The 23324-nt window shown below is 49.5% G+C and carries 20 protein-coding genes and 1 pseudogene; 14 read left to right on the top strand and 7 right to left on the bottom strand.

What is annotated here, in order from left to right; genetic code table 11:
- The first annotated feature begins 73 nt into the window (after window positions 1-73).
- Window positions 74-637, top strand: a complete 564-nt coding sequence (locus ACO0K4_RS16630) for a glycine zipper 2TM domain-containing protein (protein WP_422957779.1) — start codon at window positions 74-76, stop codon at window positions 635-637.
- Window positions 638-806: 169 nt separating this feature from the next.
- Here the strand turns inward: ACO0K4_RS16630 and ACO0K4_RS16625 are convergent.
- Window positions 807-2609, bottom strand: a pseudogene (locus ACO0K4_RS16625) (M2 family metallopeptidase).
- A gap of 514 nt (window positions 2610-3123) precedes the next feature.
- Here ACO0K4_RS16625 and ACO0K4_RS16620 point away from each other — a divergent pair.
- The 4 genes from ACO0K4_RS16620 to ACO0K4_RS16605 all read left to right on the top strand — a co-directional run bounded on the left by ACO0K4_RS16620 (window position 3124) and on the right by ACO0K4_RS16605 (window position 6565).
- A complete protein-coding gene (locus tag ACO0K4_RS16620; RefSeq protein WP_422957778.1) occupies window positions 3124-4212 on the top strand; it encodes a sensor histidine kinase in 1089 nt (362 codons plus the stop codon).
- Between the two features lie 49 nt (window positions 4213-4261).
- On the top strand, window positions 4262-5101 hold the full coding sequence (locus tag ACO0K4_RS16615) for a LytR/AlgR family response regulator transcription factor (protein ID WP_422957777.1): 840 nt from the start codon (window positions 4262-4264) through the stop codon (window positions 5099-5101).
- Between the two features lie 15 nt (window positions 5102-5116).
- The gene (locus ACO0K4_RS16610) at window positions 5117-5602 is read left to right on the top strand and encodes a GNAT family N-acetyltransferase (protein ID WP_422957776.1); all 486 of its coding nucleotides are present in this window, start codon (window positions 5117-5119) and stop codon (window positions 5600-5602) included.
- Between the two features lie 411 nt (window positions 5603-6013).
- On the top strand, window positions 6014-6565 hold the full coding sequence (locus ACO0K4_RS16605; RefSeq protein WP_422957775.1) for a hypothetical protein: 552 nt from the start codon (window positions 6014-6016) through the stop codon (window positions 6563-6565).
- A 144-nt stretch (window positions 6566-6709) separates the two neighbouring features.
- On the opposite strand, the gene ACO0K4_RS16600 is transcribed toward ACO0K4_RS16605, so the two are convergent.
- Together ACO0K4_RS16600 and ACO0K4_RS16595 are read right to left on the bottom strand one after the other, a co-directional pair.
- Window positions 6710-7501 carry a DUF1223 domain-containing protein gene (locus ACO0K4_RS16600; RefSeq protein WP_422957774.1) on the bottom strand — a complete coding sequence of 264 codons (792 nt, stop codon included), beginning with the start codon at window positions 7499-7501 and terminating at the stop codon, window positions 6710-6712.
- Between the two features lie 151 nt (window positions 7502-7652).
- Entirely contained in the window at window positions 7653-8780 is a 1128-nt protein-coding gene (locus ACO0K4_RS16595; RefSeq protein WP_422957773.1) for a DUF2157 domain-containing protein, read from the bottom strand.
- 400 nt (window positions 8781-9180) lie between these two features.
- On the opposite strand from ACO0K4_RS16595, the gene ACO0K4_RS16590 reads away from it, so the two are divergent.
- The 5 genes from ACO0K4_RS16590 (at window position 9181) to ACO0K4_RS16570 (ending at window position 14115) form a co-directional block, all read left to right on the top strand.
- Window positions 9181-10947, top strand: a complete 1767-nt coding sequence (locus ACO0K4_RS16590; RefSeq protein ID WP_422957772.1) for a glutamine--tRNA ligase/YqeY domain fusion protein — start codon at window positions 9181-9183, stop codon at window positions 10945-10947.
- Between the two features lie 73 nt (window positions 10948-11020).
- On the top strand, window positions 11021-11857 hold the full coding sequence (locus ACO0K4_RS16585) for a ParA family protein (RefSeq protein WP_422957771.1): 837 nt from the start codon (window positions 11021-11023) through the stop codon (window positions 11855-11857).
- Window positions 11854-12393 carry a hypothetical protein gene (locus ACO0K4_RS16580; protein WP_422957770.1) on the top strand — a complete coding sequence of 180 codons (540 nt, stop codon included), beginning with the start codon at window positions 11854-11856 and terminating at the stop codon, window positions 12391-12393. Before ACO0K4_RS16585 ends, ACO0K4_RS16580 begins: the two co-directional genes overlap by 4 nt.
- Window positions 12390-13103 carry a hypothetical protein gene (locus tag ACO0K4_RS16575; protein WP_422957769.1) on the top strand — a complete coding sequence of 238 codons (714 nt, stop codon included), beginning with the start codon at window positions 12390-12392 and terminating at the stop codon, window positions 13101-13103. Before ACO0K4_RS16580 ends, ACO0K4_RS16575 begins: the two co-directional genes overlap by 4 nt.
- Before the next feature lie 472 nt (window positions 13104-13575).
- Window positions 13576-14115, top strand: coding sequence for an REP-associated tyrosine transposase (locus ACO0K4_RS16570; protein WP_422957768.1), 540 nt, complete (start codon window positions 13576-13578; stop codon window positions 14113-14115).
- Between the two features lie 58 nt (window positions 14116-14173).
- Here ACO0K4_RS16570 and ACO0K4_RS16565 read toward each other — a convergent pair whose 3' ends face one another.
- A complete protein-coding gene (locus tag ACO0K4_RS16565) occupies window positions 14174-16372 on the bottom strand; it encodes an OsmC domain/YcaO domain-containing protein (protein WP_422957767.1) in 2199 nt (732 codons plus the stop codon).
- A 288-nt stretch (window positions 16373-16660) separates the two neighbouring features.
- Between ACO0K4_RS16565 and ACO0K4_RS16560 the strand changes: the two genes are divergently transcribed.
- Window positions 16661-16972 carry a hypothetical protein gene (locus tag ACO0K4_RS16560; protein ID WP_422957766.1) on the top strand — a complete coding sequence of 104 codons (312 nt, stop codon included), beginning with the start codon at window positions 16661-16663 and terminating at the stop codon, window positions 16970-16972.
- Window positions 16973-17138: 166 nt separating this feature from the next.
- Here the strand turns inward: ACO0K4_RS16560 and ACO0K4_RS16555 are convergent, their stop codons facing one another.
- The gene (locus ACO0K4_RS16555; RefSeq protein WP_422957764.1) at window positions 17139-18023 is read right to left on the bottom strand and encodes a DUF4349 domain-containing protein; all 885 of its coding nucleotides are present in this window, start codon (window positions 18021-18023) and stop codon (window positions 17139-17141) included.
- 91 nt (window positions 18024-18114) lie between these two features.
- Window positions 18115-18897: a hypothetical protein gene (locus tag ACO0K4_RS16550; protein WP_422957763.1), complete on the bottom strand. Its 783-nt coding sequence runs from the start codon at window positions 18895-18897 to the stop codon at window positions 18115-18117.
- A gap of 242 nt (window positions 18898-19139) precedes the next feature.
- Here ACO0K4_RS16550 and ACO0K4_RS16545 point away from each other — a divergent pair, with 242 nt between their 5' ends.
- Window positions 19140-20000 carry an alpha/beta fold hydrolase gene (locus tag ACO0K4_RS16545; protein ID WP_422957762.1) on the top strand — a complete coding sequence of 287 codons (861 nt, stop codon included), beginning with the start codon at window positions 19140-19142 and terminating at the stop codon, window positions 19998-20000.
- 62 nt (window positions 20001-20062) lie between these two features.
- Here ACO0K4_RS16545 and ACO0K4_RS16540 read toward each other — a convergent pair whose 3' ends face one another.
- Entirely contained in the window at window positions 20063-20665 is a 603-nt protein-coding gene (locus tag ACO0K4_RS16540; RefSeq protein ID WP_422957761.1) for a LysE/ArgO family amino acid transporter, read from the bottom strand.
- Between the two features lie 104 nt (window positions 20666-20769).
- On the opposite strand from ACO0K4_RS16540, the gene ACO0K4_RS16535 reads away from it, so the two are divergent.
- Window positions 20770-21666, top strand: coding sequence for a LysR family transcriptional regulator ArgP (locus ACO0K4_RS16535; RefSeq protein ID WP_422957760.1), 897 nt, complete (start codon window positions 20770-20772; stop codon window positions 21664-21666).
- Window positions 21667-21769: 103 nt separating this feature from the next.
- Window positions 21770-23251 carry an aminoacyl-histidine dipeptidase gene (locus tag ACO0K4_RS16530; RefSeq protein ID WP_422957759.1) on the top strand — a complete coding sequence of 494 codons (1482 nt, stop codon included), beginning with the start codon at window positions 21770-21772 and terminating at the stop codon, window positions 23249-23251.
- The last annotated feature ends 73 nt before the right edge of the window (window positions 23252-23324 follow it).

The raw sequence follows: 23324 nt of genomic DNA, 5'->3' as shown, positions 1-23324 counted from the left end.
TCCCGCAAACCAAGGTCAACAACAGCGCGCTACGCTGCGTTAAGGACATATCATCAATGTTGCGGAGTCTGTCATGCGTAAAGTAGCGATCCTCATTTCTGTCCTGGTTGCAAGCCAATTAACGGCTTGCGCTACACAGGGTTATCAGGGATACCAGAGTTCTTCCAGTTCCCCGTATCCGTCAAACTACCAGACAGCTTACCCGGCACAGAACCCTGCCTATCCAAATCAATATTCGCAGCCAACCTATCCTCAATATCCGCAAGGATATCAGGCACCCGCCCCTACTTATGTCGAAGTCGCTACCATCATTGGCATGCGTGAAGTAGGACAGGCCAATCACAATCAAGGCGGCGCAGGTGCCCTGGTCGGAGCAGTCTTGGGTGGTGTGATCGGACATCAGGTCGGCAAAGGCGATGGTCGCAATCTGGCGACACTCGGTGGTGCAATTGCCGGTGGCATCGTTGGCAATGAGGTGGAGCGAAATAATGCTCCGCAAAAAATGAAAACTGAAATGAGCTTACGTATGCCAAATGGTGAGCAAAGAACTGTGTTGATTGAACCAGGTTCTTACTACCGGATTGGTGACCGCATCAAGGTCATTCATCAAAATGGTCAGCTAAATATTGTTCAATAATTTTTGTCATTAATTTTTTCCGTTAAATTTATTCAGTAATTTTTACTAAACAACCAAAGATAAAAAGGCTGAGTCACCTGAGTGATTCAGCCTTTTTCTTTAACAACAGTCGTTATCGTAATAGTGTTTGTGCATGCGATCACGAGCACTATCACGATAAGGATTTTATTTATTGCGCTAACTGCCTGTTCTGTGCGTCTAGCCAGAATTTCAGTGGTGCGAAGTAATCGAGAATCGCTGAGGCATCCATCTTCTCTTCACCGGATACCGCCTTTAGCGCCTCATTCCATGGTCGACTCGCTCCCATCGCCAGCATTGCCTGATATTTCGCACCGGCCTTTTTATCCTCAAAAATCGAGCAGCGGTTCAGTGGCCCAACATAACCCGCCTCTTTACACAGACCACGGTGGAACTGAAATTGCAAGATATGTGCAATGAAGTAACGCGCATAAGGCGTATCGGCAGGAACATGGTATTTAGCACCGGCATCAAATCCGTTCGCCTCCATTGGCGCAGGACGTTTGATACCCTGATATTTTTCACGTAGTTCCCATCAGACTTTATCGTAATCCTTCGGTGCGACTTTGCCGGAATACACCTTCCAGCGCCATTGATCCACCAGATAGCCAAACGGTAAGAATGCCACTTTTTCCAATGCGCGGCTCAACAAGACGCCAATGTCTTGCGACGCATCAGGTACCTCACTGAGTAAGCCGATTTTTTTCAAATACTCTGGCGTCACAGATAAAGCTACAGTGTCGCCAATCGCTTCATGGAAACCGTCATTTGCACCGCCTTTAAATAAATGCGGCTGCTTGCGATAAGCGAGATCATAGTAAATATGCCCCAACTCATGATGAATTGTGATGAAGTCCTCTGTCGTCTGATTAATGCACATCTTGATTCGTACATCGGTCAGATTATCCAGATCCCAGGCCGACGCGTGGCAGACCACTTCACGGTCACGCGGTTTCGTCAGCATGGATCGCTGCCAAAACGACTCAGGTAATTTCTCCATTCCCAGTGAGGTGTAAAAGCCTTCTGCATATTGCGCCATCGCTTTGGCGCCGATATTTTTTTGCTTCAATACCGCGCCGACATCTAAGGACGCAGCCTGCTCTTGCGGCTTTACAATCGGGTATAAATTTTCCCAGGATTGGCTCCACATATTGCCAAACAAATGCGCGGGGATCGGGCCTGTCAGCGGTACGACATCAGGACCATAGGTCTGACGTAATTTCAAACGCACGTACTGATGCAATGAATCGTATAAAGGCTTCACTTGCTGCCATAGGCGCTCTGTATCTGCCTCAAATGCATCCGACGACATATCGTACTGCGAGCGCCACAAGGCGCCGGTATCAGCGAAGCCCATTTCACGTGCGCCCTTGTTGGATACCGCGACGTAATTCACGTAGCTGTCCTTATATTTGCTGGCCTGTTGATGCCAGCCCATCCATACATCTTTTAATACGGCAGGATCATGGCTCTGCGCCATGATTTCTTCCATCTGTCCCAGATCCAGACAGGTACTCGCATCAGCAGGATTTTTACAATATTTCGCCTTACCATATTCCCCCGCGAGCGAGGTAGATAAACGGGTATAGGCCTCACGATCCGCAGCATCTTTAAAACTCAGACTCAATTGCAGCAGCTTCAACTTGCGCTTGCTGTCTGCCGATAAAGGCAAGGCGTTATAACGGCGTGCCTGGATCGCAATCTCACTGCCCACCGTCAATGCCTGCTCACTCGCCTGTGCAGACATCGCCTCAGTATCATCGGTAATATGCGTCTCGTACACCCACGCTGCGCGTTGCGCAATCACGGACAACTGCTGCAAGCGCACTTCAGCATCACGTAAAAACCGTTCCGCCTCCGCCACTGTTGGTGCGGACGTCGCGGATACGACCTTTTTCACAGCAGGTGCCGTTTGTGCGAAGCTACTCACTGGATAAGCAAGTGCCAGCGACATCGTCATCAGTGCTGGAATTCGAGGTGAAATCAGGTGTTTGAAATAACGCATAAAATCCTTTTTGGGGCTCTTCGCCATGGATAATGACGAGACCAGAGTATCAATTTAAGGGGATGGTGTTGCATTAAACCCGGATTTTTCATCGGACTCAGCAATCCGTACTTCATCAGTACTTATTCACCGAAAACCTCCATCCATCCATCCATCCATCATCATGCCAATGAAATGGGTTGGGTTAGCGAAAAATCTGGCTTTAAATTTAAAGGCCGCTCAATATATCAGCAATCTATTTGACTTGTTACACTGTGTTGCGTTTATACCATGGTAGTAATTTCACGATGAAACGACGGCCATTGGCGACATAAATGTCTTCATTCATCGCTTTGATCTAGCCACTTACAGCAGATTGGGCGATCATTCCGATCAGGCTAAAACGCTCAACAAAAGCGCGAATATCACAGATGTACCTACGTACTTAACGAAACTCAACCTCATCACTGACCACTGACTCACTATGTTTCCATTGCTTTTCCCACGCGGTGATCAAAAAGTTATTCTCATCAGGACCATACTGGCGCTGACCGGATTTAATACGCTGATCGCCTTGTATCTGACCTTTGTTCGTGAGGGAGGCGGAACATTTCAACTGAACTGGGTGTTTTCTATGCTGATTGGTAGCAGCATCACACTGCTAGTCGATGGGAGCCGGTGGTTGATCTGGCGGCGTAACAAACCACACCCGGTTGGTTTTATCACGATCTGCATCGTCGCCGCACCGATTGGTTATTACTTCGGACATTTCCTTGGCACGCTGGCATTTGGATTTCCGACCTCCGAATTGACTAAGCTCAGTGAACGCGGTGATCGCGCGATGGTCGTCATGTGTATTTTTCTGAGTCTGATTTCGGGTTTCTTTTTCTGGAACCAAAGTAAACTCGCAGAATTAAAAGCTGAGGCAGAGAAAGAAAAAGCTCGCAACGCCGCCATAGAACGTCAGGCAATGCAAGCGCAACTGCAACTCCTGCAAGCGCAGATTGAGCCGCATATGCTGTTCAACACCCTAGCGAATTTGCAAGGCTTGATTGCCATTGACCCGCACCGTGCACAATACATGCTGGAACAATTAATTCTGTATCTGCGTGCCAGCCTCAACTCCTCCCGCACTGATAAGACAAGGTTAAAACAAGAATTTGGATTGATGAATGCCTATCTTGAGCTGCTCGCAATCCGTATGGGTAAGCGCCTGAGCTACAGCATTCATTTACCACCAGAATTACAGGAGATAGAGATCGCTCCCATGCTCCTGCAACCACTCGTTGAAAATGCGATCAAGCATGGCGTAGAACCCAAAATGGAAGGTGGCACTATCCAGGTGACGGCATCAATGGAAGGCAAAGTCTTGCACGTCAAAGTCAGCGATACCGGTATGGGACTACCTTTTGATTATCACGAAGCACCGCCAGCCAATGACAACGTCAGCCATGTTGGCAATGCCAATGTGCGTGAACGACTACTTGCGTTATATGGCAAAGATGCCCAACTGAGTCTGAGCGCTAATCAGCCTGAGGGCGTGGTCGCTCACCTCACGATACCGCTCAACTAAGCTACTAAAAAGCGAACGAACAAACATACTGACCAAATCACACCAGACCATGACACAACTACGCGCCCTCGTCGCTGAAGACGAACCGATTCTGTCCTTGACACTACTCAAGCATTTAGAAAAATTATGGCCCGACCTGCAGATTTGCAGCGTCGTCGACAACGGTGTATTCGCAGTCCAGGAAGCGCTCGCCCAGTTGCCGGATATTCTGTTTCTGGATATCAAAATGCCAGGTAAAACGGGACTCGAAGTCGCACAAGAATTAGCCGAAGAATGGCCCGATAGCAAACCCTTCCCGCTGATTGTCTATGTCACCGCCTATGATGAATTTGCTGTCGATGCGTTTGAACACGCCGCCTCAGATTACGTACTAAAACCAGTCAGCGAAGACCGGCTGAGCAAAACGGTTAAGCGTCTGCAAACCCGTCTCGACAACGGACAAGAGCGATCCGGCGAACTGGAGCGGGTAGTGGCACAACTACGTAATCTGATGCCCGGCATCGGTAATTCTGCGAACTCCGGCGGCATAGGAAGCACAAGCAATACCGGTAACAGCCATGTCGAAAAACTCAGCTTAATACGCGCAGCCATCGGCAATCAGATTCGCATGATCCCGATTGGCGATGTCTTATATTTTGAAGCGACAGACAAATACATCAATGTCGTTACTGCCGAACACTCCTCGCTGATACGCGTGAGCTTGCGCGAGCTGTTACCGCAGCTGGACGGCAACCAGTTTTGGCAAATCCATCGCAGCACGGTCGTCAATACACACTACATTCATACCGCCATCAAAGATGAGACCGGCAAACTGACACTCAAACTGCGCGGCAGTGATGATAAGCTTCAGGTTAGCCGTGTGTACGCCCATCTCTTCAAGCAAATGTAAAATCAAGATCGCTTTATGACTACTCAATCTACAGAACTGCAATGGCAATGTGCCAGTCTCGATGCCATGACGGCGACTCAACTCTACGATGTGTTTGCCGCACGCAGCGAAGTCTTCGTGGTCGAACAAAACTGTGTTTTTCTCGACATGGACGGTGTGGATAAAGTCTGTCTGCACCTGACAGGCTGGGGTAAGCGGGACGGCAAAGAAGCCGTCGCCGCCTATCTGCGTATTGTTCCGCCAGGCCTTACTTTTACAGAAGCATCGCTAGGACGGGTCATCACGACCAAAGATTTTCGTGGTAGCGGTGCAGGTAAAGAGCTAATCATACAGGGACTGCTCCACCTGGAAAAACACTATCCGCAACAGCCGGTGCGTATCGGTGCGCAAGCCTATCTGGAAAAATTTTATGCCAGTTTCGGTTTTGTCACCGTATCGGAAATGTATCTCGAAGATGATATTCCGCATGTGGAAATGCTGCGTCCAGCGAGCAGTGCTTAGTGAGAGCATCTGATTAAATTATCTGGTCAAATTATCTCATCTATCTAACCGAATCATATAGTCAGCTTGCCTATCAACGCACTTCATGTCATCGGCTCTGCCGGATGTTCCCACTCATTAAGCTGATAGAAATCCATTTGAACCTCCCCCTTTTCTCTTGTACAATCCGGCATGCTGCAAATTTAAAAAAACAGCATAGCCGGGCGTAAAGGGACGCCCTCCCGCACAAGAGGCTCTCACCCTTATTTACTCCTTCCGTTTATGGATGTGATTGACCAATTCGTATGGCGCAGCGGGCAGCCGATACACGAAAAGGAACAAGCACATGCAAACACTTCTCTGCCATTTTTTAAACGCTCTTCAGAGCAAACTCAGCCTTCTGTCGTTATCAAGCATCATGGGAGAACCATCATGAAGCAAGCGACTGACGAACTCAAAACCCGCGCCCGCATTTTACTCAACGCCCTAGAGAAACAAACCCCGGCAGCGATACTCAAAGTCCAGCAACTCTCGAAACGCGCCCGCCGTCCACAGCCCGATACATACAGTCTGCAACTCTGTCTGAATCTGGTCTCAATCGAGGTTGGATTTCGTAGCTGGGATCATGCACGCACCGTATTGCAAGGCGAGGCAAAAATTGGCGACGATATGGGGCAATTCTGGTATGACGACAAAGCCTGTAGTGTCTTTATGAACGCCTGGTTTGTGGAATACGATGTCGCGCTAGCTTTTGTCCAGGCAAGCGCAGACCGCTTTTTGCTGCCGTATGGCACGCAGTTTGTCGTGGTCGAACCACCTTATCTTGCAATGATTGGTCTCCAGGTCGATACACCGCGCTGGCGCACGGCAGGCTACGATCTGATGGCCAGTTACGGTAGCACCGACTGGCAAGTTTTTGTCACTCAGCGACTGCTGGCAACACGTGGCACCCTGCATCAATCGCCTCAACAATTGCCACATTAGTTGTCAAATTAGTTGCCAGATTAGTTACCACCTTATTTGCGGCCTTAGCTGCAAACTCAGTTGCGAACTCGGTTACAACATAAGGCACCACATGAATGCTTGCCGTCATCACAGTATCCTGCAAGACGGCAAGCATTTCCTGTTTTACAGATTGCTGCACAAGGGCAAGGACAATGCCTGCAAGACATCTCCTTTATCCGATTGCACAAACGCAGCAACCGCCAGATTCTTTCGTACCGCATTCACCGGGATGCTGATCTGCCGCGTCACGTTGGCACTGTTATTCATCATGCGAACCGGCTCGCCCCATTCGCGCACCACATAATCATGTTGCAAGCTCACACCGCGGTTCTCGCCTGCCTGCACATTCGATACCAGATTATTTTCAAGCAAGGCAACATACAATTTACCCGGATGCTCGGTCTTGCTGTCGACACGCACCGACAATTGCTGACCATGTAACGCGTCCAGACTGATGCGGATATCCGCACGCGCCGGTACCTGATTGATACGCTTGACTGTCTCCTTCACATCCCCGCGCCAGTTGCGCAATTCATGTCCGGCGACGAACATCTCTGGCGTGTACACACTGCGTGACGAGGCTAGCTCTGCCAGCCAGCGCTGGCGTTGCGTGAACGCGGGTTTGGCGAATACATCTTTCCAGCCAATGTAATCCCAGTAATCGACGTGCAAAGACAGCGGCAATAATTGATCGGCGGTCAGGCCTGTGGATTGGTAGAGATTGCTGACAAATTTATCGGCGGGAGGACAACTGTCGCAACCTTCCGAGGTGTACAGCTCCAGCAAGGCCACCGTATGCAGCGGGCTGCTCTTGCTGCATGCGGGTGTGCTTGCTGCTGTGGCGGTGTTTGCCACCAGGATTAGTGTCAGAACCGACGTCAGGCAAAATACCCAACGGGAATTGTTATGCTGCATAGAACCTCCTCTGCGACATTGGCGATGGCGATCTCAATGTCAATCTCAATGTCAATCTCAATGTCAATCTCAATGTCAAACACGACGATGCAGTGCAAACCACACCCTGTTCATCATAGTCGCAGAAGAGGTCGATTTCCTTACAACCTTGTCAGGCGATACCGCGCAAGATCAGTCGCGACTGCAAAGACTCCGGCAACATCGCCGACAATGCCTCCGTGATACGTGCCTCATGCTTACTCCACCACAAGCCCGCCGCAATCAGCGCGAAGCCCAGCAAAGTCAGCAAAGTCAGCAAAGCCACAAACACAAAACTGTCTTTGAACAAATGCCAGGACAAATCCCCCAGTACCATCGCTAGACCGATCCCGCCAAACACCGCAAATACCCGGCGCGCCAGAATCGCCCCGATAAAGATCAGGCCCGCGTTAATCGCCAGATAAATCAACTTACCCGACAGCGCACCATTGCCCATCGACGACAACGCGCCCCAGAACGTCAGCAAGCCAAACAGATACAGCCAGAACGCATAATCAACCCCGCGACGCGAACGCAAATCCACAATCAGAGCCAATACCAGCATCCCCAGACCAAACACCAGCGAAATCTGCTGACGCACATGCCAGTTGCCGCTCAACATGCCAGCATCATCTTGCAACAGGATCGCAGGCACCACATCCATGCCCATATAAAACAGCGTCACAGAGATTGGCATCACCAAAAAACTATATTGAAAGCGCCACAGCATCAGCGCGCCTGCCAGCAAGGTCGCCAGCTCCATCGTCAGCCAATGCCAGTCTATCCAGCGATGAAAATCCCGATAATGCTCTGTCGTCGCCCTATCAACGCCATCAGCCCACCAGCCCAGCACATGCTGGAGTGCAAATATCGCCAGCGGTACCAGCGCAATCGCCAGCGTCGCAAATATCCCCGCCGGCACGCCCAGACCGCGCTTATCCAGCCAGGTCGCCGCCGCCACTGCCAACACCAGATACACCAGACTCATATCAAGCAGCACAGGCATGCCCCAACGCTCCACCGCCAGCGTACTAAATAACGAGCACGCCGCAATCGCCAGCATCCCGCCCAGGTAATACAGCACCGTCGTCCCGCTAAATCGTGTCGGAGTCTGGCGACCGATCATGCCGCTATGGCCTTTGTATCCGGATTTGCGCGCCCGTGCTTCCAAAAATTGCAACAACGGATCCACCTGTCCGTAGTGCAACAAGCCCAAATCTGCCGCCTCCATCAAGGCGTCTCGCTTACATAATTTGCTCATTCTGTGTCCCTCCGACCTCATCATTTTTTTACTGCAGAGCTTATTAAAATCCTTTTTGTCCGCAAGATGGGAAGTACTCAGGAAGTATCGCGAGTCGATACTTCAGGTCGAGAATATTGACCTTAAAATAAGAAAAATCTGTGCACCTGTTTCTACAGATCACCTTTTGTCGTGATGTCTGCGGCTTTTTTTGCCTCGATTTTTTCTACCGCCAGATTGATCCAGGCGCGACTTAGTACAAGCTAATGCAAGCGAATAGCAAGCTCGCCCAGCCACAGCGTGTGCAGCTTGCGCACGCCAACAACCACAATCCCAGATTTATACAGCTCAGCACTACGGGATCGTAGTGCCCTGCGGTAAAATGCTTGTCATCACATTATTTATTGGAATGACTGGCACCATGAGCAACGACGCAAACACAAAAAAAACCGATACCAAATCTGACGCATCCGCCCACACCCCTGCCCCAGTATCGAATTTCCTGCGTGGCATCATCGATCACGACCTTGCCGCCGGCACATACACCCGCGACGGTTTGCCCAACGTCATCACCCGCTTCCCGCCAGAACCCAACGGCTACCTGCACATCGGCCATGCCAAATCGATCTGCCTGAACTTTGGTCTGGCACGCGATTATGCTGGTCGTTGCCACCTGCGCTTTGACGATACCAATCCAGAAAAAGAAGATCAGGAATATGTCGATACCATCATCGACAGCGTCAAATGGTTGGGCTTCGACTGGAACGACAGCCCTGAACAGGGCGGCGGCAGTCACCTGTATTACGCCAGCGATTATTTCGACACCTTCTACGCTATTGCCGAATACCTGATCAACGCCGGACACGCCTACGTCGACAGCCAATCTGCGGACGACATGGCTGCCAATCGCGGTGATTTTTCTAAGCCCGGCGTCAACTCGCCTTTCCGCGACCGCACAGCAGCAGAATCCCTGGATTTATTCCGTCGTATGAAGGCTGGTGAATTCCAAGGCGGTGAACACATCCTGCGCGCCAAAATCGACATGGCGTCACCCAATATGAATATGCGCGACCCGGCAATCTACCGCATCCGTCAAGCGCATCATCATCGTACCGGCGACAAATGGTGCATCTATCCGATGTACGACTACGCCCATCCGTTGGAAGACGCGATTGAAAACATCACCCACTCGATCTGCACCTTAGAGTTTCAGGATCACCGTCCGTTCTACGACTGGATTATCGAACGCGCAGCCGAAGGCGGTTTCTTCAAACAACCCGTGCCACGCCAATACGAATTTGCCCGCCTCAATCTGACCTACGTCGTCACCAGCAAACGCAAACTACGCCAACTGGTAGAACAAAACATCGTCAGCGGTTGGGACGACCCACGCATGCCCACTATCGTCGGCATCCGTCGTCGCGGCTACACACCAGAAGCACTGCAACTGTTTTGCGAACGCATCGGCGTCACCCGCTCTGACGGCTGGATCGACTACAGCACGCTAGAAGGTTGCCTGCGCGAAGACCTCGACCCCAAAGCACCACGCGCCACCGCCGTGCTGCGCCCGCTCAAACTTATCATCGACAATTTCCCAGAGGGTGAAAACGTCGCCTGTAGCGCACCAGTCCACCCACACCACCCAGAGCGCGGCAACCGCGAATTCACCATCAGCAAAGAACTCTGGATCGAGCAAGAAGACTTTATGGAAGTCCCAAGCAAAGGCTACTTCCGCCTCTTCCCGGGTAACAAGGTACGTCTGCGCTACGGCTATGTAGTCGAATGCACAGGCGCAGACAAAGATGCCGACGGCAACATCATCGCCGTCCACTGCAACTACTTCGCCGACAGCAAATCCGGCACCGAAGGCAGCGCCAATTACAAAGTCAAAGGCAACATCCACTGGGTGAGCGCTGCCGATGCACTAGAGGTCGAAGTGCGCTTGTACGACCGCCTGTTCACCGATGCAAACCCAGATGCGGGCGGCAAAGACTTCATGACCTTGCTCAATCCAAGCGCACTAGAAGTCGTCAAAGCCTACGTAGAACCAGGCATGAAAGACGTGACGCCCGATACGCGTTTGCAATTTGAACGTCACGGCTATTTTGTTGCTGATCGTGTGGATTCTGTAGTCGGGAAACCGGTGTTTAATCGGGTGACTACTTTGAAGGATTCGTGGGGGAAGTGAGAAATTGATTTCGAAAGTCGATTTTAGAAAAATCCTGAACGAACAAAATATTTATATCTCAAAAGGGTAAGCCATGTACGTGATAAGTTTCATAAATATGAAAGGCGGCGTAGCTAAAACAACATTGGCCATTAATGTCGCGCATGATTTAACCCGTAATGGCAGGAAAGTTTTAGTTATAGATGTTGACCCTCAATTTAATGCTACACAATGTCTAATAAAACCTGAAGAGTATGAAAAACACTTAGATGCTGGAAAAGATAGCATTTTAGACATTTTCGAAGCAAACTCGAAGGCGACTGCGAGCGCCGTCACTGGAAAGACTTTAGTAAAAAGCAAATCGCTTCAAACCATTGTTCCAATAAAAACGAGTGCAGGGTTTGACTTATTGCCGGGCAATCTGAACCTTTACAAAATGGAGATGCCTGCTGGAGGTGGAAGAGAAAACAGGTTAAAAATTTTTGTAGAACATCTAAAATCTACTAATAATTATGACTACGTCATAATTGATACACCACCTACTCCATCAGTGTGGATGACAAGTGCTCTATTAGCATCCGATTTTTATCTAATACCTGTAAAACCAGATCCAATATCCTTCACAGGAATTGATTTACTGAAATCCGTAGTGGAGGACAAAAAAGAAAACTTCGGTCTAAATATAACTTGCATTGGCATTGTGATGACAATCGTTGAAGAGTCAACTAAAGTATATTCAATTTGCAAAAATTACTTGGAAAAGGATCCAGATCACAGCAAGCTACTTTTTAAAAAAATGCTTCTCAAACGAACTGAGATCGCACGTGAACAAATGAATCATAAGCTTATTTGTGACTCACAACATGCACCTTCACGACTTGCATTAGCCGGAATTACAAGTGAACTTAGAAAAAGATTGGGGGACATATGACTTCACGAAATGATTCGAACCAAAAAAGGAAGCGGGTTGCAGAAGCTATCTCTTTTATTGAAGAACTTTTCTGGTTATTAGACTCCAAACAAACTCATTCAAGCTTACAAGATCTACGTGAATTTCTTGTGGATGTTCGCTACGAAGTCAATCAAGAAAATAAACTCCAAAGTAGAAAACTAGAAACTGCAACAAACTCTTTCAGGTCAAGTGATCCCAATAAACACCTGCTTATAGGAATACTCCCAAACCTCTTTCAGAATCTCGATATTTTCCCTACAAACAAAGACATTGCTGAGTTCACACATGAGGTACTTGATGTTCTTGTTTCTCGTTTTGAGAAAAGATCAAGATATGAACTAATTGGTTTGGTAATTTGTAAAATAAATGAATTTGAACAAAATAGAATTTATGACTTGGTATCTAAACTTACTGCAATTGTCGAAAGCGATTCAAATATCGAACGAATAGCAAACGAAAAAAGAGAAAACAAATATTTTTCGTGGAACGACACAATAAAACGGCTAACGAAATGAGTCGAACTATTCCGAAGGACTATGCCTCGCTGATTTCGTTTCTAGAAAAATACACACTCAATGACAAGTTAGCTGATCAAGATTTCGCACCACTTCTCAAGGGCATTCACAAAAGATATCTCGCTCTGCTTACCCTTCTCGCAGAGGTTGAAACCCAGGCAAATGACTCAAGGCTCCTACAAGATCCTAATTTTTTACAAACCCATTCATATTTTAAAGAATCAATTTCAGATATTGGTTCATCATATTTTTGTTTTATTCATGGAACGATTAAGCCAAGTAAGATAATGATTCGTAGTTCAATCGAGACAATTATAAAAGGAATTACTGCCAATGAATTTCCAAATGTTTTAGTCAGCAAAAGTGTTTTTGGTGTGCTCGACGAAGCAAAAAAAACTGCTTTTTTTCAGCGGCAGATCGAAGGAAAATTGTTCGCACAATTAGAGACAATCTATGGAGAGCTTTGCAAAGACGTGCATACTGCAACTACAAAAAATATGGCTCACGTAAGTGCACTGAATACTTTTCCGTCTTTCGACAAACAAAGTTCGAGCGAGGCGAAAAAAATCATAATCGATACCTCTAGAATAGTTTTGGCAATTGGATGTATTTTTTATAAAAACTATTTTTTGAAAATGCATTTCGAGAATAAAGAAATCGTAACCGCTAGTTTGGATAAATCCATCAAAAAATATTTAAATGGTCACTGATTTATAAAGAAAAATTAGCAAGCGTAGCGTGCGTACCGCCGTAGGGTGCGCCATGCGCACCATTCCACCGGATACCCCCATTTTTAAGCCGTTCGTTTCTCCATCATTGGTGCGCATGGCGCACCCTACGTAATGTTTATGCGGCTGGTGGCGTGTTTTTGTGCCACGAGGCGCATCTTTGTTGGGGGATCGTTTTCACAGAGATTGACGAGATATCGCGTTCAAAGCAGCAAGCGTAGCGTGCGTGCCTCCGTAGGGTGCGCCATGCGCACCGTTTCAATGGATATTCTCATTTTTTAAGCCGTTCGTTTTTCGATCATTGGTTCGCATGGCGCACCCTACGTAATTTTTATGCGGCTTGTGGCGTGTTTTTGTGCCACGGGGGGCATCTTTGCTGGGGTATTGTTTTCATAAAGATTAACGAGCTATTGCGTTCAAGGCGGGCTGTGATGTTATTTCTCCTGCATTTCTCATGTCTAATTACCGACGCTCACATATCGTTGGCGGCATGTATTTCTTCACCGTGAATAGCTCTCGTCGTCGGCCAATTTTGGCCACCGAATCATTGCGTGATGCTTTACGCCTGGCGATTCAAAAAACACGTCTGACACATCCGTTTGAGATTGATGCATGGGTGCTTCTACCAGATCATTTGCATTGCATCTGGACGCTGCCGCAGGGTGATGAGGACTTCTCTGTTCGCTGGTCGATGATCAAACGTTTGGTCTCACAAGCTTGTGCCGATGAGTTTGGCGTGGATGATTTATCTGCCTCACGAACGCAAAGAAAAGAATCGGGTATCTGGCAACGACGCTTCTGGGAACATCAAATCCGTGACGAGAATGACTTCGCACGGCATGTCGATTATATTCATTGGAACCCGGTAAAGCATGGTCTGGTTACGCGTGCGGGTGATTGGCCACATTCGACTTTTCATCGTTATGTGGCGCAAGAGATGTTGCCGTCGGATTGGGGGATTGCTGCCAATGTTGTCGGGGTCTTTGGGGAATAGGTATGTGCTGTGGATAGATTGGTGCGCATGGCGCACCCTACCTCTAATGATCTTTGATTTATTGACCGCGACTCTTCGCCCGCACTACATGCAACTTCTTGTAGCTATCAATTAGACGCTGATGTCTATCCAAGCCTTCCAGCTTCATACTGGTTGGCGTCAAGCCAAAGAAGCGCACGCTGCCGTTGACTGATCCCAGTACCGCGTCCATCCGCTCGTTGCCAAACATGCGGCGGAAATTGACTTCGTAATCGGCTAGCTCTAAGTCATCATCCAGCGTGACCTCTAACACTACATTCAAGGCTTGATAAAACAATCCGCGTTCAACCGTATTATCGTTGTATTGCAAGAAGGTTTGCGCCAGCTCTTGCGCTTCTTCAAATTGTTCTAAGGCGAGATTGATCAAGAGTTTTAATTCCAGCACGGTGAGTTGTCCCCAGACCGTGTTCTCGTCAAATTCGATACCAATCAAGGTGGCGATGTCGCTGTAGTCGTCTAACTCGTTGTTGTCTAAACGATCTAGCAGTGCTTCTAAGGCGTCGTCGTCGAGCTGATGCAAATTTAAAATATCGTTGCGGAATAACAAGGCTTTGTTGGTGTTATCCCAGATCAAATCTTCGACTGGATACACTTCAGAATAGCCCGGCACCAGAATGCGGCAAGCGGTCGCGCCTAACTGGTCGTAGACCGCCATGTAGACCTCTTTGCCCATCTCGGCGAGGATGCCGAATAAGGTGGCGGCTTCGTCCGCATTGGCATTGCTACCTTCGCTGGTGAAGTCCCATTCTACAAATTCGTAGTCGGACTTGGCACTGAAAAAGCGCCATGACACGACGCCGCTAGAATCGATGAAGTGTTCGACAAAGTTATTCGGCTCGGTAACAGCCTGGCTGACAAAGGTGGGCTGAGGTAAATCGTTGAGGCCTTCAAAACTGCGACCTTGCAGTAGCTCGGTCAAGCTACGTTCCAATGCTACTTCCAGACTCGGGTGCGCACCGAAGGAGGCAAACACACCGCCTGTGCGCGGGTTCATCAAGGTGACGCACATGACGGGATATTGTCCGCCAAGCGAGGCATCTTTTACCAGCACTGGAAAGCCTTGTTCTTCCAGACCTTGAATACCTGCCAGGATGCCGGGATATTTCGCCAGCACTTCTTGGGGCACATCAGGCAAGGCGATTTCGCCTTCGAGAATTTCACGTTTGACGGCGCGTTCAAAAATCTCTGACAGACATTGTACCTGCGCTTCTGCCAGCGTATTACCGGCACTCATGCCGTTGCTAGCGAACAGGTTTTCGATCAGGTTGGACGGGAAATAAACAGTCTCGCCATCCGACTGCCGCACGTATGGCAATGAGCAAATGCCGCGTTCTGCATTGCCGGAGTTGGTGTCAATCAGATGCGAGCCGCGTAGCTCGCCATCCGGGTTGTATATATCCCGGCTGTAGTCATCCAATATCTCTTTTGGCAACGCATCTTTTTTCCCTGGCTTAAACCAGCGCTCGTTGGGGTAATGGACGAACTCGGCGTTGGCGATGTCGTCGCCCCAGAACGAACCGGCGTAAAAATGATTATTACTCAGTCGCTCAATGTACTCACCCAATGCCGATGCGAGAGCGCTTTCTTTGGTCGCGCCTTTGCCATTGGTAAAACACATCGGTGAATGCGCATCGCGGATGTGCAGTGACCATACATTCGGGATGATATTGCGCCATGAGGCAATCTCAATTTTGATGCCGAGACCCGCCAGCAAGCCAGACATATTGGCGATGGTTTTTTCCAACGGTAAGTCTTTTCCGAGGATGTAGGTGGCAGCATCCACATCTGGATTTAAGGTCAACAAAGCCTGCGCATCGGCGTCGAGACTCTCTACTTCTTCGATCACGAACGTTGGTCCCTCTTGCACGACTTTTTTTACTGTACAGCGGTCGATAGAACGCAAAATGCCTTGACGATCTTTATCAGAAATATCGGCAGGCAATTCAACTTGAATCTTGAAGATTTGCGCGTAACGATTTTCTGGATCAACAATATTGTTTTGCGAGAGGCGGATATTTTCGGTAGGAATATTGCGCGTATTGCAATACAACTTCACAAAATAAGCGGCGCACAACGCCGATGACGCCAAGAAGTAATCGAAAGGCCCAGGTGCCGAGCCGTCGCCTTTATAACGAATAGGCTGATCAGCGATGACCGTAAAATCATCGAACTTGGCTTCGAGGCGAAGCTTATCGAGAAAGTTGACTTTAATTTCCATGAGAGTGTTCCAAAAAGGCGGCCAAAAGCGCATTAAAAGTGAGTTAGGCGCCATTATCCGTTCTTTTAGGTGTATTCGCACAAATAGCCTTGCTACTCAGAAGCATTTCAGCCAGTGTGATGGTATCGGCTTGCGACCGACAGATCACGCGTCCCACATGGCGCTTGCTCACATTTATTTCTGCCGGCTCGCTGTCTTCTCACCGCGTTTTCTCTTATACTCGCGCCTTTTGGCAAATAGGCTGTAGCGCTGGCTGGCTCTTTATCTGACATATTGAAAGGAATCCATATGACGCACGCCCACCCACAATCCTGGTCTGATTTATCACCGCTTGCTATTTCTGAAGACACAGTGCGTGAATTACATCCGGCAGAATCCCATAAGCTGTATCTGAATACCTACCCGGCGTCTGAAGCGGTCAGCATCAAGGCGGGGCATGCTTTTGTACTGTATGTATTGCAAGGCGAATGCACACTGACAATCGCTGGCGCACCGGTAGTAGTGGCTGCTGCGCAATTGATCCATCTGGAAGCCGGGGTAACTGATTGCGTGGCAGGTGCTGACGGTGTGAGCTTGATGAAGGTATTTCAGCGCGGCTGATATGTAGCTTGTTGCATCTGAGAGCTAAGGTAAGTTTTGCGCCTGCGGGCTAAGGCCTTACCGTTAATCGCTGGAAAACGTAGCGTACATAATCGGCGCGCCATGCGCACCGATTAAAACGATGAGATCCGTAATGGATATCATCATCTGAGTACTGATGTACACATCAAATTTTTTCTAGCTTCCGCTTTCTGTATTTCCTGATTTTTTTAAATACCCAGACACAGAATATCAGGAACACCAGCCACGGCAATGCCAGCGCGATGAAGGTGACAACCGTCGCCAGTGCATCGAAGATATTACGCAAAAAACCGGAAGCGGCCTGGCTCAACGGCGCAAAGACAGAGGTGTTGCTTGCGGATGCGATGCTGATATTGAGAATTTCAGTGTCGACGCGTTTCATCAGGATGACGCGTTGTCCGCTCAAGGATTCGAGATCGGACTGGATTTGCACCAGTTGCTCATTCACTTTAATCAGTGCATCAATATCGTTGCCCGCCTTGATGCGCAAGGCTTCCAGCCGACTACGAAAATCTTCTTTGAGCGCGATTTGCTTTGCAGTGTCTTCAATGCGACCACTTAAATCTTCGGCATTGGTACGCTGACTCGACAGCTTACCTTCGTGACTGACGATCGCGATGAGTTTTGGAATATCTGACGGCATTGCACGTAGCTTTATATGTGCATTGGCGTACTCGCCGCCGTTGACATCACTGTCCAGTACATCGCAATTCTCAGCAGCATCGCAGGCATGCTTAATATTCTCGACCAGCGTCGCGATTTTAGTGTCGGTGACATCGATACCGATGGAATGTTCGTAGGCGAGATAGCGGCGGGAGGTTTTTTTATCTTTTGATGATACCTTCGTCTCTGAGTCTACTTCATTACCTTTACGCTTCATATCCTGCATTGGAGCTGGGGCTGCTCCCTGAACAACCATTGCTGCCGCTGGCGTTTGCCCTCGATCAAATGACGGTTCTGGTTTTCTGGAGCAAGCGCTGAGGATCGCTATCGGTAACACAATTAAGGTGCAGAGAATTTTTTTCATCATGGGATAAATAAGTATGTAGGCCGGGTGCAACCCGCGTTGTTTTCGTTTCAAATATACGCGCGGTTTGCACCTGCCCTACTGGCGTCGGCGATCAGAGCTTAGGCTTATTGCTGCGCTGTGATTCCTGATCGATCAGTTTTTTCTTTTCCAAAGCCTCTTTCGCGGCTTTGATTGAGGCCATATCGTGCCTCAGCTTAGGATTAATCAAGCTAACTGTGTATTGACTTAAGAGAGCCCCTGTCGAATCCCCGGCAGCGCCACTTAGCCTGGAGATAACGGTGAATCCACATTTTTCACTGAATTTTCGTGGCAACCACATCGACAACTGCGTACCCGTAATTTGCCCGAGGTTGTCCGCATCATTGCCGTCGGTATAGCAAGGAGCGATGCCGTAATAATCGCCGATTTTGACTGAAAAATATTGTTTGCCGCTGATATCGTATTCCCACGACATCCCATTAAATTCCGCATAACTCGATTTGCCATACTTTTCTTCGAGAGATTCGCGTAAGGTCTTTCTGTTGATATATTTGTCTCTGTCGGGAATCTGTTGGGTTCTTCCGGCAAACCAGACGACACCCGCTTCGTTTTGCAACAGGATGAATTGATCTGTATAAAAAGGCGAGGTATTGGGTTTAACAATTTTGGCCACGGCACTCAGGCCAACTACGCGTCCATCACTGAGCTTGATATCGTCAAACGTATAGGCTGGATTGATTTTTTGCAGTGCTGGTTTGGCGGATACCATTTGCCCGCCAATTTTGAAGCCGCTGATATCGGCCTCCTCGTAGCTCGCACTGTGAGAGACGCCGTGCGCCGCCAGAACTAAGGCAGCGAGAGCAAACTTGCTTGCCAAAACATACGTTTTTTGCATATTTAAAAACTCCGTTGAAGTGGGACTGGAATGTAAGCAAAGAAACTACTGTATTTTCAATAATGACAAGTAATTTCCGAAAAAAATTATAACAAAATTAATAAAATTAACCTATTTTTTATTATACTTTTTACATGCAAAATCATTGAACTATTGTCACGAATCCTCGTCAGAGATGAGATCTGGTCATCATCAACACTCGACCCATCATTTATAAAACTAAGAGAAAATTAAGGAAACACATGAAAATTCGTCTCTCCGGTTTGTTGTCTGGTCTGTTGCCAGGCTTGTTGATTGCCGCCGCGTTGTGTGCCAGTGGCTGCACTACCGTGAATTACACCGCACAGCAATTCGTTCCCAAAGATCCGGGCAAAATTAGTTTGTTAAAAACGACTGCACCGGCGTATCAAATTGAGAATCTGGAGTACACACAGGTGGATGGTGCAGTGAGTCGTGGCGTATATATTCGCAAGCCCGGTGCGGACTTCACGGTGCTGTACTTTATGGGGAGCGGCGTCCGGGTCGATGCGAACGGTGCTTATTTTGCGAAGGCATTTACGGACTTGAACGCGAACGTGATCAGCTTCGATTATCGCGGCTTTGGTCGCAGCGATTCGAATGGCAAGCCGCATAGCCTGATTGAGCTGGAGAGCGATACGCTGGCCTTATACGACTATGTGCGCAAAATGGTGCCTGGTAAGCTGGTAGTGCACGGTCATTCTTTCGGCAGCTTTGTAGCAGCGAGACTGGCCAGCCAGCGCGCGGTTGATGCGCTGGTGTTAGAAGGTACAGGAACTACCGCACTCGCGTATTCAGAAAATATGGTGCCGTGGTTCGCTAAACCTTTCGTCAAGATCAACCTGGATCAGGAACTGATGTCTATCGACAACCGCGCTGCATTGCGCAGTTATCCAGGCCCGGTGCTGATTGTCAACGGCGCTAATGATGCACAGACGCCAGCGTCAACGGCGCGCGAACTATTTGTCAGTATTCCGCGAACGAATAAGCGCTATGAAGAAATCGCGAATACGGGTCACATGAACGCGATGAGCAAGCCAGAGGCACTCAAAGCTTATCGCGAGTTTTTGAACGGTCAATTCTGAGTGTTGACTTGCTTGCGGAGCGCTCACCCGGATCATTGGATTTGGCAACAACTTCTGCCAATTCACCGCAACTGATTCAGGGCGAGCGCCCACATCATGATCGCAATACCACCGTCAAGAATACGCCAGGCAAGTGGCTTGGCAAACAAGGGGGCCAGTAGTCTGGCACCGTAACCGAGCGCTGCATACCATAGGGCAGCATTACACAGCGCACCCAGTCCGAACCAGAGCTTGCCCTGCCCCTCTTGCTGCGCGCCGACCAGACCCAGCAAGACCAGCAAATCCAGATACACATGCGGATTCAGCAACGTGACTGCCAGCGCTGCTGCCAGAGCCTGCGCCCGGCTAATTTTGTTATCGCCGCCAGCGACTTGCAGGGTTTGGGTCTGTAAAGCCGAGCGCAAGGCACGTGCGCCATACCAGAACAGGAAGGCGGCACCTCCCCAGCTGGCAACACGCATCCATGCAGGGTTGTGGCTCAGCAGACTGCCCATTCCCATGATGCCAATCGCGATCAGCACCGCTTCGCAAGCGACACACACCAGCACAGTGATCGCGACATGATCGCGCCGCAAACCCATACGCAGCACATGTGCATTTTGTGAGCCGATTGCCATGATCAGGCTGACACTCAGCCCCATGCCCTTTAAGAAAAACGTCAACATCTGCGCCGCTCCTACCTCTGTGAATAAGCTTGCATAGTGCAGCTCTTTACGACTAAGCTGAAGTAGATTTAATTTATTTACGACTTCATTAAAATTTCTTAATTATGAAATTCGATACCCGCCAGTGTGCAGCCTTGATGAGTGTGATTGACAGCGGCAGTTTTGAGGCGGCAGCTCAGCAACTGAGTCTGACCCCGTCGGCACTCTCGCAAAGAATCCGGGCACTGGAAATCCAGCTTGGCAGCACGCTAGTCATCCGCAGTCGGCCTTGTCGTGCCACTCCCGCAGGACAGCGTCTGTTGCAGCACTTACGGCGCGTCGCTGAAATGGAGCAGGACTTATCGGGTATGTTTGCCGATCTGCCGCACGCACCGGTCAGTATTGCGCTAGCCGTCAATGCGGATAGCCTCGATAGCTGGGTCTTGCCTGCGCTGGGCGACTTTCTGATCAAAGAAAATATTCTGCTGGATCTGTGCATCGATGATCAGGAACATACCCATGATTTACTGGAAAACGGCATGGTGCTTGGTTGTATTTCAGCTGAACCGCAGGCAATGCGCGGCTGTGAGGCCGAGGCGCTGGGTAACATGCGTTACCAGGCAGTTGCCAGCAAAGCCTTTTGCACACGCTGGTTCCCGCAAGGAATGCAACGCGAAAGTGCACGCCTGGCACCGGTACTGACCTTCAATCGCAAGGATAAATTGCAGTCCCAGTTTTTGCTTGAGCATTTCGGTTTGACCGAAAATGTCTGTCCGCGTCATCACATTCCCGCTACTGCACCGTACAACCGCGCCATCGTGCTTGGCCTGGGATGGGGCATGATTCCTGAGTTGATGCTGAAAGAAATGCAGGCAGAACCCGAACTCATCCGGCTGGCACCAGACCGTCCCGTGGACGTCGCTCTGTACTGGCATCACTGGAAAGTACAATCACCACGTCTGGCGCGGCTATCGGCCAAGTTAGTGGAAAGTGCCAGGAGTGCGCTGCTCTCTGAAGCATGAAGGCAGGATGATGCGAGGCAACCGGGTGAAGGGCCTGAGAAGTGCGCTATGTTAAACTTGCCGCCCTCTGCCCTCTCCGCATGGGCGCAACAGGATACGCAACGTGACGACAACTTCTAGCATCAATCAGCTTTTTCCTCAGCCTTTGTGGCAATGGTTTTCTCAAATTTGTGCGATTCCGCATCCGTCTAAACACGAAGCGGCATTGAGCGCGCACATCCAATCCTGGGCGAAAGAGCGCGGCCTGTCTGTGGTCGTCGATCATGTCGGCAATCTGATCATACGCAAACCGGCAACCGCAGGCATGGAAGATCGTAAGACCGTCGTGATTCAGGCGCACCTGGATATGGTGCCGCAGAAGAATGCAGACAAGGTACACGACTTTGTCACCGATCCGATTCAGCCCTGGATCGACGGTGACTGGGTCAAGGCGACCGGCACCACGCTAGGCTCGGACAATGGCATCGGCATGTCGTCAGCGCTGGCGATTCTTGGTTCTGATGATATCCGGCACGGTCCGCTGGAAGTCTTGTTGACGGTCGATGAAGAGGCAGGCATGACAGGCGCGTTTGGCCTGCAAGCGGGCATGCTGGACGCCGAGATTCTGATCAATACGGATTCGGAACAAGAAGGCGAAATCTACATGGGCTGCGCAGGCGGTGTCGACGCCGAGATCAGTATGCCAGTGCAATGGCAAGCCGCACAGGCTGGTCATCTTGCCTTTACACTGAGTCTGTCTGGCCTCAAAGGCGGCCACTCTGGCGTGAACATTCATCTGGGTCGCGGCAATGCGAATAAATTACTTGCACGCTTTTTGGCAGGTCATGCGCTGGAGCTGGGTCTGGCGCTGAGTGAACTCAAAGGCGGTTCTTTACGCAATGCGATCCCGCGTGAGGCGCAATGCAGCTTTACGATTCCCGCAGATAAAGCCGACCTGCTACAACAGCGCGTGACGCAATACCAAGCGCTCTTGCAGGCGGAACTCGCCAAGGTAGAGCCAACCCTGAAACTTAGCATCACCCCATCGGCCACCGCAACAACGCCGCTGCGTACCATGCAAGCAAAGGCGCAAAAGGTGCTGATCAACCTGATCAATAGCTGCCCGAACGGCGTGATCCGCATGAGCGACGAGATCATTGGCGTGACCGAGAGTTCACTCAATGTCGGCGTCATCAGTACGCACGACGACAGCGTCAGTATCGTCTGCATGGTCCGTTCGCTGATCGACAGCGGTCGTGAAAATATTGAAAGCACCTTGCAATCATTGAGCGATCTGGCAGGCGCCAGTATCGTATTCACCGGCTGCTATCCGGGCTGGAAACCAGACACCAGCTCCCCTGTGATGGCGATCGTGAAGAATACTTACGAGAGTATTTATCATAAAGAACCGACGATCATGGTGATCCATGCGGGTCTGGAATGTGGTCTGTTTAAAAAACATTATCCCGATCTGGACATGGTCTCGATCGGTCCGACAATCCGCTTCCCGCATGGACCGGATGAGATGGTGAATATCACGACGGTCGGACAATTCTGGACACTATTGCTGGCAGTGCTGGAGCGGATTCCGGCGAAGGCGGCTTAGGCTATTTTCGGTAATGTAGGCTCACCATCGCCACTCATTATCGTCACCCACTATGATCGCCCATCTGTCGCAT

It is taken from the genome of Undibacterium sp. RuTC16W, assembly GCF_049339445.1.
Classification (GTDB): Bacteria; Pseudomonadota; Gammaproteobacteria; order Burkholderiales; family Burkholderiaceae_D; genus Undibacterium.
The sequence above is the reverse complement of the archived record's forward strand: the minus strand, read 5'-3'. Positions and strand labels throughout refer to the sequence as shown.

Coding starts and splice junctions, on each gene's coding strand:
- ACO0K4_RS16590 (WP_422957772.1), top strand. CDS start 9,181: ATGAGCAACGACGCAAACACAAAAAAAACCGATACCAAATCTGACGCA.
- ACO0K4_RS16615 (WP_422957777.1), top strand. CDS start 4,262: ATGACACAACTACGCGCCCTCGTCGCTGAAGACGAACCGATTCTGTCC.
- ACO0K4_RS16600 (WP_422957774.1), bottom strand. CDS start 7,501: ATGCAGCATAACAATTCCCGTTGGGTATTTTGCCTGACGTCGGTTCTG.
- ACO0K4_RS16565 (WP_422957767.1), bottom strand. CDS start 16,372: ATGGAAATTAAAGTCAACTTTCTCGATAAGCTTCGCCTCGAAGCCAAG.
- ACO0K4_RS16555 (WP_422957764.1), bottom strand. CDS start 18,023: ATGATGAAAAAAATTCTCTGCACCTTAATTGTGTTACCGATAGCGATC.
- ACO0K4_RS16535 (WP_422957760.1), top strand. CDS start 20,770: ATGAAATTCGATACCCGCCAGTGTGCAGCCTTGATGAGTGTGATTGAC.
- ACO0K4_RS16595 (WP_422957773.1), bottom strand. CDS start 8,780: ATGAGCAAATTATGTAAGCGAGACGCCTTGATGGAGGCGGCAGATTTG.
- ACO0K4_RS16580 (WP_422957770.1), top strand. CDS start 11,854: ATGACTTCACGAAATGATTCGAACCAAAAAAGGAAGCGGGTTGCAGAA.
- ACO0K4_RS16545 (WP_422957762.1), top strand. CDS start 19,140: ATGAAAATTCGTCTCTCCGGTTTGTTGTCTGGTCTGTTGCCAGGCTTG.
- ACO0K4_RS16620 (WP_422957778.1), top strand. CDS start 3,124: ATGTTTCCATTGCTTTTCCCACGCGGTGATCAAAAAGTTATTCTCATC.
- ACO0K4_RS16540 (WP_422957761.1), bottom strand. CDS start 20,665: ATGTTGACGTTTTTCTTAAAGGGCATGGGGCTGAGTGTCAGCCTGATC.
- ACO0K4_RS16610 (WP_422957776.1), top strand. CDS start 5,117: ATGACTACTCAATCTACAGAACTGCAATGGCAATGTGCCAGTCTCGAT.
- ACO0K4_RS16630 (WP_422957779.1), top strand. CDS start 74: ATGCGTAAAGTAGCGATCCTCATTTCTGTCCTGGTTGCAAGCCAATTA.
- ACO0K4_RS16575 (WP_422957769.1), top strand. CDS start 12,390: ATGAGTCGAACTATTCCGAAGGACTATGCCTCGCTGATTTCGTTTCTA.
- ACO0K4_RS16585 (WP_422957771.1), top strand. CDS start 11,021: ATGTACGTGATAAGTTTCATAAATATGAAAGGCGGCGTAGCTAAAACA.
- ACO0K4_RS16560 (WP_422957766.1), top strand. CDS start 16,661: ATGACGCACGCCCACCCACAATCCTGGTCTGATTTATCACCGCTTGCT.
- ACO0K4_RS16570 (WP_422957768.1), top strand. CDS start 13,576: ATGTCTAATTACCGACGCTCACATATCGTTGGCGGCATGTATTTCTTC.
- ACO0K4_RS16605 (WP_422957775.1), top strand. CDS start 6,014: ATGAAGCAAGCGACTGACGAACTCAAAACCCGCGCCCGCATTTTACTC.
- ACO0K4_RS16550 (WP_422957763.1), bottom strand. CDS start 18,897: ATGCAAAAAACGTATGTTTTGGCAAGCAAGTTTGCTCTCGCTGCCTTA.